The sequence below is a fragment of the Caulobacter sp. BE254 genome (assembly GCF_031457295.1).
GTDB lineage: Bacteria > Pseudomonadota > Alphaproteobacteria > Caulobacterales > Caulobacteraceae > Caulobacter.
Genome location: NZ_JAVDWJ010000002.1, coordinates 386696 through 400639 on the forward strand (window position 1 = coordinate 386696; position 13944 = coordinate 400639).

Consider the following 13944-nt stretch of genomic DNA (forward strand, 5'->3'; position numbering starts at 1 on the left):
AAAATTTGTTCGGCCGGCCTGCCCGGCGGCGCAAACCAACACGGTCGCGGCGCGTCTGGCCCATTAAATCTGCGTAATGTTCAGATCGATCAATGTTCTGCCCGGTTTCGACCTCTGGCCTGGGGCGCTGGACCCCAAGGCCCAGGCCGATCTCGTGCGCCTGGCGACGGCGGCGCTCGAGGCCGCGCCGCCCGCCCATTACGAGACGCCCTACGGCAAGGCGATGAGCGTGGCCATGAGCAGCTTCGGTCCGCTGGGCTGGACCAGCGACAAGGCCGGCTATCGCTACGCCGACCGTCATCCGGCCAGCGGACGGCCTTGGCCGGCGATGCCCCAGGTCCTGCTCGACCTCTGGGCGGCGCTGGGCGATCCGGAGGTCCCGCCGGACTCCGCCCTGATCAACCTCTATCGCGGCGAGGCGCGCATGGGCCTGCACCAGGACCGCGACGAGGCCGATCCGCGCTTTCCGGTGCTGTCGATCTCGCTGGGCGACACGGCGGTGTTCCGGATCGGCGGACCGTCGCGCAAGGACTCGACCCGATCGCTGAAACTGTCGTCCGGCGACGTCTGCCGGCTGTCCGGCCCGGCGCGCCTGGCCTTCCACGGCGTGGACCGCATCCTGCCGGGCTCGTCGGGGCTGGTTGCGGGGGGAGGGCGGATCAACATCACGCTGAGACGGGCGGAGTCCGCCTAAGGTCCTCCCCCTGTGGGGGAGGCGATCGCGAAGCGATCGGTGGGGGGAGTCTTGGGGGTGTCGATCCGGGTTGCGGCCACGTGCCGATCAATCCCCCACCGTCGGCTTCGCCGACACCTCCCCCACAGGGGGAGGATCAACGAAAAAGGGCCGCCCCACCGGACGGCCCCTTGTTCATCCCCGAAACCCCGGAAGCCTCAGCCGCGCAGCTTGCGGGTGATGGTCTCCAGGTCCTGGCTCAGGACCGGGTCCTCGGCGCGCAGGGCCTCGATGCGGCGCACGGCGTGCAGGACGGTGGTGTGGTCGCGGCCGCCGAAGCGCCGGCCGATGTCGGGCAGCGAGCGGGTGGTCAGCTGCTTGGCCAGCCACATGGCCGCCTGGCGCGGACGGGCGATGGCGCGGTTGCGGCGCTCGCTGAGCAGGTCGGCCTGCTTCATGCCGTAGTGCTCGGACGTGGCCTTCTGGATGTCGTCGATGGTGATGCGCTTCTCGCCGGCCCGCAGGTGCGGCCGCAGGATCGCCTGGACCTCGTCCAGGGTCAGGCGCGAGACGCCTTCGCCGGCCCGGGCCGACAGGGTGTTGAGCGCGCCTTCCAGCTCGCGGACGCTGTCGGTGAAGCGGTCGGCCAGGAAGTTCAGCACCTCGGTCCGCATCGTCGGCTCGAAGCCATGCTGGCGCGACAGCGCCTGCAGCTTGCGGTCCAGGATGCCCAGGCGCAGGGCGCGGTCGGCCGGCTCCAGGCCGCAGACCAGGCCCGCCGACAGGTGCGAGCGCAGGCGGGCGTCCATCTCGGTCATGGCCGCGGGGGCCCGATCCGAGGAGAACACCACCCGGCGGCCGTCCTCGACCAGGGCGGTCAGGGTGTGGAACAGCTCTTCCTGGCTCGACTGCTTGCCGGCGATGAAATGCACGTCGTCGATGATCAGCAGGTCGGCGCCGCGCAGCTCTTCCTTGAAGGCCGCGGTCTGGCGGTCCATCACCGCGCGGACGAAGGTCGACAGGAAACGCTCGGCGGTCAGGTAGACCACGCGCTTGGTCGGGGCCTGGCGCATGGCCTCCCAGGCCAGGGCGTTAAGCAGGTGGGTCTTGCCGAAGCCGTAGGGGCCGTGGAACAGCACCGGGTTGAAGTGGCCGTCGGCCCAGCTGGCCACCCGGCGCGCCACGGCGTGGGCGAACTCGTTGGCCGGACCCGGCACGAAGGTGTCGAAGGTGAAGCGTTCCTGCAGGCCCTGGACGGGCGAGGCCTTGGCGCCAAGGCCCGAAGCCGTGGGCGCCAGTCCCGGCACGTCGCTGGACACCGGCAGCACGATCTCGATCGGCTCGGCCTTGGCTTCGTAGCCGGAGGACGCGACGCCCGAAGCGCCATGGACGGCTTCGAACTCCTGGCGCGACTTGAGGTCCAGCCGGCGCGCGGTGGGGTCGTTGGCGGCCCACAGCTCGCTGACGCGACGCCAGGCGCTGCGGCGGATCCAGTCGCGGGCGATGCCCGTCGGGGTCACCACCACCACGTCGCCGGCCGCGCTCTCGCGCAGGACGGCGGGCGCGATCCACGAGCCGAAGGCCGCATCGCCCAGCTCGCGCTTCAGCACCAAGCAGACCTTGTTCCAGACGACGCCCGCGGGCTCGCAGGCAACCGTCGAGAACGCAGCCGAGAACTCTTGGGTCACTACCCCGCCTTTGGTCGTCATCGTCACCGCCTCGGTATTTGTCGCGTCATCCCCGATCGCCGCCCCCCATGGCGCACGACCGCGTCCCCCAAAACCTTCGCTGTCCACAAGACACAGGGGCTTGATCGGCGAACGCAAGGGTTCGGCCGCCGCCAGTGATCTCCATGGACTGGAAGAGCGTTGAGACGCTTAAACTAGCCAGCGGCCCCCGCCGGTCAAACGGAAAACTTGCGTCCGTCGGCGGATATTTCTGTTGACTCGACAGACGTCCGCGCCCGCCAAGGGAATGCTATTTCGGAGCCCGATGCTCAACCGTCGGAATGTCTCGTGGACAATCTTCAGTTTGAAAAAACGCAATAGAAAAAGCCGACCGAGTTTCCTCGATCGGCTTTTCTAAGTCTTTGATTTCGCTAGCCGAACGACGTTCGGTGAGAAACTGGATTTAGGCCGCGGCCTGATCAAGCTTCTTCAGGCGAGCCGCCAGGCGCGAAACCTTGCGCGAGCCGGTGTTGGGGTGGACGACGCCCTTGGAGACGGCGCGCATCAGTTCCGACTGCGCTTCGATGAACGCGGCCTTGGCGACGACCTTGTCGCCGGCGGCCAGGGCGTCTTCGAACTTGCGCAGGAAGGTGCGCACGCGCGAACGGCGAGCGGTGTTCACTTCGGTGCGACGAGCGATCTTGCGGATCGCTTTCTTGGCGCCGGGATTATTGGCCATTAGTTCGGACCTTCAAACGGACAGCCGCGCGGGCGGCCGCGAAGCAGGAGAAATCAAGAGCGCGCGGATATACGGGAACGGCCGCCTTGGGTCAATCGCCGAGCACCTAGAAATCTCGCGCGCCGGCCTGACGGCGGTTCACGACCCCTTGAACGCCGGTTTGCGCTTCTCGACGAAGGCGGCCATGCCTTCCTTCTGGTCGTCGAAGGCGAACAGCGAGTGAAACAGGCGCCGCTCCAGCGCAACGCCCGTGCTGAGCGTCGTCTCATAGGCGGCGTTGACCAGCTCCTTGTTCATCGCCGTGGCCAGCGGCGACTGGGCGGCGATCTTGGCGGCCACGGCCAGGGCCTCGTCGACCAGGGTGTCGGCCGGGAAGATCCGCGACGCCAGGCCGGCCCGCTCGGCCTCCTCGGCGCCCATCATCCGGCCGGTCAGGATCATGTCCATGGCCTTGGACTTGCCGACCAGCCGCGTCAGGCGCTGGGTGCCGCCGATGCCGGGGGCGACGCCGAGATTGATCTCGGGCTGGCCGAACTTGGCCGTGTCGGCGGCCAGGATGAAGTCGCACATCATCGCCAGCTCGCAGCCGCCGCCCAAGGCGTAGCCGGCCACCGCGGCGATGATCGGCTTGCGGGTCCCCTCGATCGCCCGGGCCCCGGCGGCGAAGAAGTCGTCCTTGAACATCTGGGCGTAGGACTTGTCGGACATTTCCTTGATGTCGGCCCCGGCCGCGAAGGCCTTGGCCGAGCCGGTGATGACGACGCAGCCGATCGCCTCGTCGGCCTGGGCCGCCGCCAGGGCTTGACCTAGCTCAGCCAGCAGGGCGGTGTTGAGGGCGTTCAGCGCCTCGGGCCGGTTCAGGCGGATCAGGGTCACGCCGGGCGCGGCCTCCGGGGTCTCGACGATCAGGGTCTGGTACGCGGCCATCGGCGGTCTCCTGTTGCGCGCCGCCGTTATAGAGCGCCGGACGGCGTTGGGGAGCCCCTGGGGAAGCGGGCGCCGCCGACCGCCCCCTACACCGCGATGAAGGCGGCCAGTTCGTGCGGCTCGCCGGTGGGGAAGGCGGTCTTGAGGTGGTCGAGAAACGCCGAGACCCGCGCGCTGAGCAGGCGGCGCGAAGGGTAGAGCGTCCACAGGTGGATTTCCGGCCCGTCGACGTCGCCCCAATGGGCCAGACGGCCGGCCGCCAGGTCGTGACTGACCAGCGACACCGGAAGCCGCGCGACGCCGACGCCGGTCCGGACCGCGTCGCGGACCATGATCATCGACGACAGGCCCAGGACGGGATCGACCATCAGGGTCGAGCGTCCGGTCGCGCTCGCCACCTTCCAGGCCTCGATTCCGGACCCCGTCCCGCGCACGACGGCGGGGACGGCCGAGCCGTCCGCCGGCCGGACAAGGTCGGGGCTGGCCACCACCACCAGGCGGTCGCGCATGAAGGCTCGCCCGACCAGGGTCTCGTCCGGATTCGGATTCACGCGGATCACCAGGTCGTAGCCTTCCTCGACCATGTCGACGGGCCGGTCTTCCGTCGTCACCTCCAGGCGGATGTCCGGATATTTGAGGGCGAACCCGGCGGCCAGCCGTCCCATCGCGATCTGCGAGAACAGCAAGGGCGCGCTGACCCGGAGCAAGCCGCGCGGGGTGCTGCCGCCGGACGCGATCCCGGCCGCGGTCTCGTCGAGCTCGGTCAGCAGGGCGGACGTCCGTTCGTGGAGCGTCCGGCCCTCCTGGGTGAGCTTCAGCGTCCGCCCGCCGCGCTCGAACAGCCGCAGGCCCAGGCTGGCCTCGAGCTCCGCGACCCGGCGCGACAGGGTGGCCTTGGGCCGTCCGGCGGCGCGGGCGGCGCGGCCGACCCCGCCATGCCGGGCCACCAGATTGAAATCGGCGAGGGCCAGCCAGTCCATGTGTTCCACCAGTGAGACGGAGTGTCCAGATCTAGCGGCTATTGGACGAACTGTGGATCGCTAATTTGCCGGTGTCACTTGAACCCCGGAGATTTTCTCATGACCATCCTCGTTACCGGCGCCACCGGCCGTGTCGGCGGCCAAGTCGTCCAGCAACTGGTCCAGCGCGGCGCCGACGTGCGCGTGCTCGTCCGCGATCCCGCCAAGGCCGACTTCCCGGCCGGCGTCGAAGTCGTCCAGGGCGACCTGCTCGACATCGACGCCGTGCGCGCCGCCTTCAGCGGCGTGCGCACGCTGTTCCTGCTCAACGCCGTGGCGGCCGACGAATTCACCCAGGCGCTGATCGCCCTGAACATCGCCCGCGAGTCCGGCGTCGAGCGCGTCGTCTACCTGTCGGTGATCCACGCCGACCGCTTCGTGAACGTGCCGCACTTCGCGGTGAAGTCCGGCGCCGAGCGGATGATCCAGCAGATGGGCTTTTCGGCCACGATCCTGCGTCCGGCCTACTTCATCGACAACGAACTGACGATCAAGGACGTGGTCCTGAACCACGGCCTCTATCCGATGCCGATCGGCGGCAAGGGCCTGGCCATGGTCGACGCCCGCGACATCGCCGAGGTCGCCGCGATCGAGCTGATCCGCCGCGACCAGGCGCCCGGCAAGCTGCCGACCGAGACCCTCAACCTGGTCGGCCCCGACACCCTGACCGGCTCGGACGTGGCGGCGATCTGGTCCGACGTCCTGGGCCGTCCGGTCGCCTATGGCGGCGACGATCCCAGCGGGTTCGAGCAGAACCTGGGCGCCTTCATGCCCAAGTGGATGGCCTATGAAATGCGCCTGATGGCCGAGCGCTTCGTCGGCGACGGCATGCTTCCCGAGGCCGGCGACGTCGAGCGCCTGACCGCCATCCTGGGCCGCCCGCTGCACAGCTATCGCGAGTTCGCGGCCCAGATCGCCGCGACCGCCGGCAAGGACTGAGGCCATGATCTATTCGACCGCCACCGTTCCGGTGAACCCGGAAGGCGAAACCAAGCTGACCCGCGCCCAGGCGTGGGCCGGCCTAGAGCTCAAGGCCCGCGACGCCCGGCTGTTCCTGCCGCCGGGCCTCTGCACCCGCTGTGACGTCGTGGAGGAAAGCGCGACCCACTTCGTCCGCGACGCCACGATCGGCGGCGTCGACCTGCGCGAGATCGTCGCCCTGGAACCCCAGGGCAAGGTCACCTTCTTCCAGGCCGCGGGACCGCGCGAAGGCGCCATCGTCAACGAACTCTTCGAGGACGAGGCCGGCGCGCTGCAGCTGCGCTTCTACTGCTATCTCGGCCTGCGCGGCAAAACGCCGAACGGACCGGAGGAGCAGGCCGAGCAGGCGCAGTTCAACGGCGACACGGGCTACCGGGCCGCCCTGCTGTCGACGCTGAAGCGCACTCGCGAACTGGTCGCCGAGGGCTCGCTGCAAGCCTGACAGCCTAGGCGGGACCGTCTCCCCGGAGGCCGTCCCGCCTAGAGCATCGCGCGGAAAAGTGGACGCCGGTTTTCCGCAAAAGCGATGCGAAAACAAAAAGCTAGAGCAAGCCGTGCGATCCTTATCGCGCGGCTTGCTTTAGACCTGGCAGACCGGGCAGAAGAAGGTCGAGCGGCCGGCCTGGACCTCGCGGGCGATCACGCCCTTGCAGCCCGGCGTGGGGCAGGGCTGGCCCTCGCGGTCATAGACCCGGAAGCGGTGCTGGAAATAGCCCAGGGCCCCGTCGGCCGCCGCGAAGTCCTTCAGGGACGAGCCGCCGACCTCGACCGCCTCGGCCAGCACGTCCTTGATCGCCGTCGTCAGCGGGCCCAGCCGCTTGCCGGCGATCATCCCGGCCGGCTTGAACGGCGAGATATGGGCCCGGTGCAGGGCCTCGCAGACATAGATGTTGCCCAGGCCGGCGACGGTCTTCTGGTCCAGCAGCAGGGTCTTGGGCCCCTGCTTGCGGCCGTTGAAGGCGGCGACCAGGGTCCTGGCGTCGAAGGCCTCGCTTAGGGGCTCGGGCCCCATGGCCGTGAACCAGGGGTGGCGGTCCAGCCGGTCGGTGGCGACCAGGTCCATGAAGCCGAACCGGCGCGGGTCGTAATAGGTGACCACCGCCCCGTTTTCGGTCTCGAACACCACATGTGCGTGCTTGTCGTCGGGCGTGACCTGGCGGGCGAAGTCGCCGGGCCGGGTGGCGCCTTCCGGGGCGGCGATCTCGAAACGCCCGGTCATGCCCAGGTGCATCACCAGGGTGTCGCCCCGGTCGAGCGGGGCCAGCAGGTACTTGGCCCGGCGGTCCAGCCGCAGGATCCTCGCGCCCGTCAGCCGCTGGACGAAGCCGTCGGGCAGCGGAAAGCGCAGGTCGGGACGGTTGGCGCGCACGCGGGCCAGGCGGGCGCCGGCCAGGACGGGCTCCAGGCCGCGGCGCACGGTCTCGACTTCGGGCAGTTCGGGCAAGGCGGACCTCGGGCGGGAAAGGGCCGCCAGATATCGGTCATTCGACGCGCGGTTCCTAGGGCTAGCCGGAAGGGTCCCGCGCAAAACCGGTGACGGACGGACACGGGCGGCTATAAGAACCTGACGACGGGGCCGTGCGCCACGAACCGTCTCCACGGCTATTTCGAGCGCCAAATTCGAGCAATGACATGACCAAGGCCTCCGCCACCTTCGGATTCAAGGACGTCGATCCCTCGGCCAAGGCCGGACTGGTGCGCGGCGTGTTCGACCGGGTCGCCAAGAACTACGACCTGATGAACGACGTGATGAGCGGCGGGGTGCACCGGCTGTGGAAGGACGCGGTCGCCGCGCGCCTGAACCCGCAGCCGGGCGAGATCATCATCGACTGCGCCGGCGGCACCGGCGACATGGCCCGCCGCTTCGCCAAGATGGCCCGCCAGGCCCAGGAGCGCCGGGGCGGCCCGGACGCCGCCGTCCACATCATCGACTACAACGCCGAGATGATCGCCGCCGGCATCGAAAAGGGCGGCGCGCCCGAAATCACCTGGACCGTGGGCGACGCCCAACGCCTGCCGCTGCCCGACGCCCATGCCGACGCCTATGTGATCTCGTTCGGCATCCGCAACGTCACCGACATCGACGCGGCCCTGCGTGAGGCCCGGCGGGTGCTCAAGCCCGGCGGCCGGTTCCTGTGCCTGGAGTTCTCCAAGCCGGTGACCGAGGCGCTCGCGAAAGCCTACGACGCCTATTCCTTCAAGCTGATCCCGCAGTTCGGCGAATGGCTGGCCAAGGACCGCGACGCCTACCAGTACCTGGTCGAGAGCATCCGCCGCTTCCCCGACCAGAAGACCTTCGCCGGCATGATGGAGAACGCCGGCTTCAAGCGGGTGACGATCACCAACTTCACCGGCGGCGTCGCGGCGATGCACCAGGGCTGGGCGATCTAGGGTCCGGGCCGACGCGGCCCTGCGGCTCGCGCGCTCCGCTTCCGCCTAGCTCGGGGCGTTCGTGACGCGGTTGGACGCCACGATGTCGGCGTGGGTGGGACTTGGCCCAAGCTTCGCAAGGGTCTCCATCATCGCGTCGCGCTTCGCCGGGGCCTCGCCGGGGCGGGCCAGGGCCAGGGCTTCGCGGGTCTTCTCCGCGTTCCAGTCGCAGCAATAGACCGGCGTCGAGGGCTGCTGGCGCCAGGACTCGGCCAGGGGACCGGCGTCGACCGGGTCGAAGCCCACGTCGTTGACCAGGCCGGCGACGAGGGCCTTGGCGTCCGGGTCGTCGCCGGCGATGGCGACGGCCAGGCGGTCGCTCGCGCCGGGGGGACGCCCCAGGTCGGCGAGGGAATAGGCCAGGATGTTGTTGAACGCCTTGACGACCGGGCGGGCGATCTGGCGCGACACCCAGACGCTTTCCACCATCCCGCCGTCGATCTCGGCGATCTGGGGGTCGCGCAGGCCAGGATAGTAGTTGCCGGTGTCGATCACCGGCGCGGCCGGCGGCAAGCCGTCGAACAGGTCCTTCGGCAGGTCGGCCACGGCGGGAAACGGGATGGACAGGATCACCGCGTCCACGCCCTCGACCGCGCCCCGTATGTCGACCGGCGTCGCGCCGACCTTTTCGGCGAAGGCGCGCACGCCTTCCACGCCGCGCGAGTTGGCGACGCGCACCTCGTGACCCGCCGCGCGCAGCTTGCCGGCGAGCGCGCCGCCGATGTTGCCTGTCCCGATGACGCCGATCTTCATGCCGTTTCTTTCCGCAAGGGTAGGGGTGTCAGCCGACGCATCAGCGCCGGCTCATGTCAGCCCCGAGGCGCGATCGCCAGGGCGTCTAGGGTGCGTCGAAGGTCGTCGAGACCTTCATCGGTCAGCTGGCACGCGGTCTTGATCTGTCCGGTGACGCCACGGACCGCCGCCTCCAGGGAACGACCGACGGGCGTCAGGTCGACCATGACCCGGCGTTCGTCCTTGGCGTCCCGGGTGCGGCTCACCCGCCCCGCCGCTTCCAGGCGCTTGACCAGGGGGGTGATGGTCCCGGTGTCCATGTCCAAGGCGGCGCCGAGCGCGCCCACGGTGCGCGGCCCGCCGTCCAGCAGTTCGAGGACGACCAGGTACTGGGGGAAGGTCAGGCCGAGAGGCTCCAGGATCGGCTTGTGCAGGCGCACCATGCGGTTGGCGGCGCTGTGGAGCGAGAAGGAGAGTTGGGTCGCCGTGCTACGCCGTGTCACGTCTGGTTCCTAGCGCACAATTATCTAGTGCTCTAGATAATGACTCTAACACCTGCTTCAACCCGCCTGCCGGCATTCACCTCGCCACGAGCGCCGCAATGGGCTGGTGGCGCGACGCTCAGACGACGTGGAAGCGGGGCGGCAGGCAGGCGCTGCCCGCCGCCCCGGCGCTTCAGATCATGCTCGACATGCCCATGGCGCTGAGGAGGCCGTTCTGGATCGGGGCCACGGCCGCGTTCAACTGCTCGACGCCGAAATCCAGACCCTCAGGCATGACGACGGTCCGCAACGGCCGCCGGTCCGTGGCCTCGACCAGCCGGGCGATGGCGTCGGCGACCCGCTGGGGTCGGGGCGGGTTGGCCGGATCGTCGCCGTCGCCGGCGTGGGCCTTGATCTGGCCGGGGATCGCCGCGACCTCGCCATAGGTCGCCAGCACGCCCCGGTCGGAGGGCTCCGGGCTGGACGGGAGAAGGTTGCTGGGGAACGGGCCTGGCTCGACGATGACCGAGTCGACGCCAAAGCTCGACAGTTCGTAGCGATAGGCTTCGGCCAGCGCCTCGAGCGCGAACTTGCTCGCCGAATAGACGCCGAAGAAGGGGGCGACCACGCGCCCCATCAGAGACGTGACGTGGACGAGAAGCCCGCCGCCGGCGGCGCGCATATGCGGCAGGACGGCGCGGTCGGCGCGCACGGCGCCGAAGAAATTGACCGCGAACTGCCGTTCGATGTCGGCCACCGTGTAGGCCTCGGTGACCCCGACGGCCATGACGCCGGCGTTGTTGACCAGGACGTCGATCTTTCCGTGCTGCGCGATGACCTGGTCGATCGCCGACTTGACCGACGCCTCGTCGGCGACGTCCATTTCGAGGACCTGCAGCGCATGGCCTCCCGCCTTCGCCGCCTCGACGAGCTCGCGCCGGACAGGGTCGTTTCGCCCACCGACGTCGCGCATGGTCGCCACCACGACGTGCCCGCGCCGCGCGAGCTCCAGGGCCGTCAGCCTCCCGAACCCGCTGCTGGCGCCGGTCACAACGACAATTTTTCCGCTCATCGATCTTGTCTTTCCATCCGAGGGGGTGTCGCAACCTAGATAGACAGATCTGTCTGTCTTTGCCAAGAACAAATAGACAGACTAGTCTGTTTACGAACTGGTGCTTCGAGGCGCGAGGATGGACATGGCCGACGTGACGGGGTTCGCGGACCTGGAGACGCAACCGCTGGCCGCCCTCGCCCCGCGAGAGCGGATCCTGAAAACGGCTTCGGACCTGTTCTACCGGTTCAGCGTCCACTCCGTGGGGATCGACCGCATCATCGCCGAAAGCGGCGTGGCCAAGATGACGTTCTACAAGCACTTTCCGTCGAAAGCCGACCTCGTCGCGACCTATCTGCGCCACAAGAGCGCCCTCTGGTTCCAGATGCTTGAAACGGCGACGGAGAGACCCGGACTCTCTCCATCGGAGCGCATCCTCGCCATTTTCGACGCGCTGGACGGGCCTTTCCGCTCGCCGGCCTTCCGCGGCTGTCCTTTCGTCAAGGGAATGGCCGAGTTCGGACCGGATGCCGACGCCCCGGACGTCCAGGCGACCATCACCGCCTATTTCAAGGACCTGCACGACCTTGTCGCCGCGCTGGTCGAGCCCTTGGGCCTGAACAGGCCTGAAAGGACCGTGATGCAGATCCTGTCGCTGATCCAGGGCGCGATCGTGATGGCGCAATCGACCCGCGACCCGCTCGTGGCGGAGGCGAACCGCGATGCGGCCAAGCTGTTGATCGACAGCGCCGTGGCGAGCGCTGGAGCCTGAAGCTTCGCGCTCGCCGGCGGTTGTCAGGCCGCCGTGTCGCGGACGATTCCGGAGTCACTCCGGGATACCCAGCGTGAATAGCGTTGGGGCGCGGAATTCGGTAAAGGCGGATCACTGCGCCTAGGCTATCGCCTGCAGGCTCCGTGGACAGTCAGTGGTCTTGGGCCGAATTCCTCGTCCTTCGACAAGCTCAGGATGAGGAATTCTACTGAACCCCTTGTCTGTTGGAGAAGCGGTAAGCTCACCCGTGGCCCTCATCAACCGTAGCCCTCATCCTGAGCCTGTCGAAGGACGAGGGCAGCGCCTGTACGCGAAACGCCCAACCGTCGAGAGCGCCTAAGGCACGCCTTCCCGAGAGTCCGCCCTTGGAGCAGACGTTTTGATGGGCTGCCGAGGGCCGAACACCCACTCGGTCATGTCCTGCCAAGGGTTTCCTGCGCCGCTTTTCGCGGGGCCTAGCCGGTCAGCGGTGAAAGCGGCCTTGACCGGAGCGCGCGGAGCGGGCTTTCAGGCCGGGACATGAGCTTTTTCCCGCCTGCCCGTCGCCTGCCGATCGAGACCTTCGCCGCATGAGCCGGGTCGCCGCATGCCTGCGCCTGATCGCCACCGGCTGGGCCCTGGTCCGGGCCGACGCCCTGGTCCCGCGCGAGGTCGAACCGATCCTGCCGCCATCGGCGCGGCTGGCGGGACGGGCGCTGCGGCTGTTCGCCGGCCCGGCCGCCCGCAAGGGCCGGCCAGGCGAGCGCCTGGCGCGGGTGCTGGAGCGCGAGGGTCCGGCCGCCATCAAGATGGGCCAGTTCCTGTCGACCCGCGCCGACATCTTCGGCGCGGCGTTCGCCGAGGACCTGTCGCACCTGAAGGACCGCCTGCCGGCCTTCCCGCTGGAGGTGGCCAAGGCCGAGGTCGCGCGCGGCCTGGGCGCGCCGCTGGACAGCCTCTACGCCCGCTTCGACGCCTCGATCGCCGCCGCCTCCCTGGCCCAGGCCCATGCCGCGACCCTGCTGGACGGCACGCCGGTGGCGGTCAAGGTGCTGCGGCCCGGCGTCGAGCGCCAGGTGGCGCGCGACAGCGCCGCCCTGCGCCTGGCCGCCAGCCTGGCCGAGCGCCTGGCCCCGGCGGCCCGCCGCCTGCGGCCGCGCGAGTTCGTCGAGGTGGTGATCCGAGCCCTGGACCTGGAGCTGGACCTGCGGTTCGAGGCCGCCGGCTGCGCCGAGCTGGGCGAGGCCATGAAGCGCGACCCCTATATGCGCGCGCCCGACGTGGTGTGGGACGGGGTCGGCAAGCGGTTCCTCACCCTGACCTGGGCCCCGGGCCTGGCCCTTTCGGACCCGGCCGCGCTGGAGCAGCCGGGCCTGGACCGCAAGGCCCTGGCCGAGGCGGTGACGCGCGGCTTCCTGGCCCAGGCCCTGGATCATGGCCTGTTCCACGCCGACCTGCACGAGGGCAACCTGTTCGTCAGCGCCCCAGTTCAGGGAGGGGTCGCCGCGATCGTCGCGGTCGATTACGGCATCCTGGGCCGCCTGGGCCCGGCCGAGCGCAAGTACCTGGCCGAGATCCTGTACGGTTTCCTCAATCGCGACTATCCGCGCGTGGCGGCGATCCATTTCGACGCCGGCTACGTGCCCGCCCACCAGGATCGCGACGCCTTCGCCCAGGCCCTGCGGGCGGTGGGCGAACCGGTGTTCGGCCGCGACGCCAGCGACGTGTCGATGGGCAGGCTGCTGGCCCAGCTGTTCGAGATCACCGCCCTGTTCGACATGGCCCTGCGGCCCGAGCTGGTGTTGCTGCAGAAGACCATGGTCACGGTCGAGGGCGTGGCCCGGCGCATCGACCCGACCCACGACCTGTGGGCCGCCGCCGACCCGGTGGTGCGCCGCTGGATCGCCCGCGAGCTGTCGCCGGCCGCCAAGGTTCGAGCCTTCGCCGACGAGGCCGCCCAGGCGATCCGCGCCCTGGCCCGCCTGGCCGAGGCGCCCGTCGTTCCGGCCGTCGCCGTGGTCCAGCCGCGCCCCTCCCGGCCGCTGCTGTGGTTCCTGGCCGGCGCGGCGGTGGCGGGCCTGGCCTTCGCGGCGGGGGCCTGGTTGGTCTAGGGTCGGCGCCTCCACGGATCACGCGCTCGCGCCGACACCCGCAGCAAGCCGACGAAAACCGTCGTCGCCCATTCCTCCCGTTCTCAAGCACGACCGTCGCCTATAGTTTCGCGCCAAATGTTCCGCGCCAAAACCGTCGTCCCGGACAAACTCGACGAAGCCGAGCGCCGATCTGGGCCCACAGGAAGCGCCTGCGTTCACGCTCCGGTCCCGGATCTTCGCGCTGCGCGCTCGTCCGGGATGACAGCCGCTCTTGGCCCTGCCCCACCTTCTCTCCTCCGGCAGAGGCCCGAGCAGGCCGATGCTCTTGACCTCGACAAGCTCGCCCAGGGGCGTTGCGCACCGCCCCTGGGTCCCAGTCGCCGGCAGGGCCGACCGGGG

13 protein-coding genes and 1 pseudogene are annotated in these 13944 nt (G+C 69.4%); 6 read left to right on the forward strand and 8 right to left on the reverse strand.

Annotation, left to right across the window (positions count from 1 at the left end; translation table 11 throughout):
* The first annotated feature begins 76 nt into the window (after positions 1 to 76).
* A complete protein-coding gene (locus J2X41_RS05910) occupies positions 77 to 694 on the forward strand; it encodes an alpha-ketoglutarate-dependent dioxygenase AlkB (RefSeq protein ID WP_310080421.1) in 618 nt (205 codons plus the stop codon).
* Between the two features lie 197 nt (positions 695 to 891).
* Here the strand turns inward: J2X41_RS05910 and dnaA are convergent, their stop codons facing one another.
* From dnaA to J2X41_RS05930, 4 genes are all read right to left on the reverse strand, one after another.
* Positions 892 to 2382 (reverse strand): chromosomal replication initiator protein DnaA, encoded by a 1491-nt coding sequence (dnaA, locus tag J2X41_RS05915; RefSeq protein ID WP_310080423.1) that lies wholly within the window; start codon positions 2380 to 2382, stop codon positions 892 to 894.
* A 421-nt stretch (positions 2383 to 2803) separates the two neighbouring features.
* Positions 2804 to 3079 (reverse strand): 30S ribosomal protein S20, encoded by a 276-nt coding sequence (gene rpsT / locus J2X41_RS05920; RefSeq protein ID WP_028039687.1) that lies wholly within the window; start codon positions 3077 to 3079, stop codon positions 2804 to 2806.
* Between the two features lie 138 nt (positions 3080 to 3217).
* The gene (locus tag J2X41_RS05925; protein ID WP_310080425.1) at positions 3218 to 4006 is read right to left on the reverse strand and encodes an enoyl-CoA hydratase; all 789 of its coding nucleotides are present in this window, start codon (positions 4004 to 4006) and stop codon (positions 3218 to 3220) included.
* Between the two features lie 86 nt (positions 4007 to 4092).
* Positions 4093 to 4986 carry a LysR family transcriptional regulator gene (locus J2X41_RS05930; RefSeq protein WP_310080427.1) on the reverse strand — a complete coding sequence of 298 codons (894 nt, stop codon included), beginning with the start codon at positions 4984 to 4986 and terminating at the stop codon, positions 4093 to 4095.
* Positions 4987 to 5085: 99 nt separating this feature from the next.
* Between J2X41_RS05930 and J2X41_RS05935 the strand changes: the two genes are divergently transcribed.
* Together J2X41_RS05935 and J2X41_RS05940 are read left to right on the forward strand one after the other, a co-directional pair.
* Entirely contained in the window at positions 5086 to 5964 is an 879-nt protein-coding gene (locus J2X41_RS05935) for an NmrA/HSCARG family protein (protein ID WP_310080429.1), read from the forward strand.
* Between the two features lie 4 nt (positions 5965 to 5968).
* Positions 5969 to 6448 carry an AtaL-like protein gene (locus tag J2X41_RS05940; protein WP_310080432.1) on the forward strand — a complete coding sequence of 160 codons (480 nt, stop codon included), beginning with the start codon at positions 5969 to 5971 and terminating at the stop codon, positions 6446 to 6448.
* Between the two features lie 138 nt (positions 6449 to 6586).
* Here the strand turns inward: J2X41_RS05940 and mutM are convergent, their stop codons facing one another.
* The gene (gene mutM / locus J2X41_RS05945) at positions 6587 to 7450 is read right to left on the reverse strand and encodes a bifunctional DNA-formamidopyrimidine glycosylase/DNA-(apurinic or apyrimidinic site) lyase (RefSeq protein ID WP_310080434.1); all 864 of its coding nucleotides are present in this window, start codon (positions 7448 to 7450) and stop codon (positions 6587 to 6589) included.
* A 188-nt stretch (positions 7451 to 7638) separates the two neighbouring features.
* Between mutM and J2X41_RS05950 the strand changes: the two genes are divergently transcribed.
* Entirely contained in the window at positions 7639 to 8397 is a 759-nt protein-coding gene (locus J2X41_RS05950; RefSeq protein WP_310080436.1) for a class I SAM-dependent methyltransferase, read from the forward strand.
* 45 nt (positions 8398 to 8442) lie between these two features.
* On the opposite strand, the pseudogene J2X41_RS05955 reads toward J2X41_RS05950, so the two are convergent.
* The 3 genes and pseudogenes from J2X41_RS05955 to J2X41_RS05965 all read right to left on the reverse strand — a co-directional run.
* Positions 8443 to 9198: pseudogene (locus J2X41_RS05955) on the reverse strand (NADPH-dependent F420 reductase); the annotation flags it as partial.
* Positions 9199 to 9245: 47 nt separating this feature from the next.
* A complete protein-coding gene (locus J2X41_RS05960; protein ID WP_310080438.1) occupies positions 9246 to 9671 on the reverse strand; it encodes a MarR family winged helix-turn-helix transcriptional regulator in 426 nt (141 codons plus the stop codon).
* Positions 9672 to 9843: 172 nt separating this feature from the next.
* A complete protein-coding gene (locus J2X41_RS05965; protein ID WP_310080440.1) occupies positions 9844 to 10722 on the reverse strand; it encodes an SDR family oxidoreductase in 879 nt (292 codons plus the stop codon).
* Positions 10723 to 10846: 124 nt separating this feature from the next.
* On the opposite strand from J2X41_RS05965, the gene J2X41_RS05970 reads away from it, so the two are divergent.
* Both J2X41_RS05970 and ubiB read left to right on the forward strand, forming a co-directional pair.
* A complete protein-coding gene (locus J2X41_RS05970) occupies positions 10847 to 11473 on the forward strand; it encodes a TetR/AcrR family transcriptional regulator (protein ID WP_310080441.1) in 627 nt (208 codons plus the stop codon).
* 569 nt (positions 11474 to 12042) lie between these two features.
* Positions 12043 to 13563 carry a 2-polyprenylphenol 6-hydroxylase gene (gene ubiB / locus J2X41_RS05975; RefSeq protein WP_310080442.1) on the forward strand — a complete coding sequence of 507 codons (1521 nt, stop codon included), beginning with the start codon at positions 12043 to 12045 and terminating at the stop codon, positions 13561 to 13563.
* The last annotated feature ends 381 nt before the right edge of the window (positions 13564 to 13944 follow it).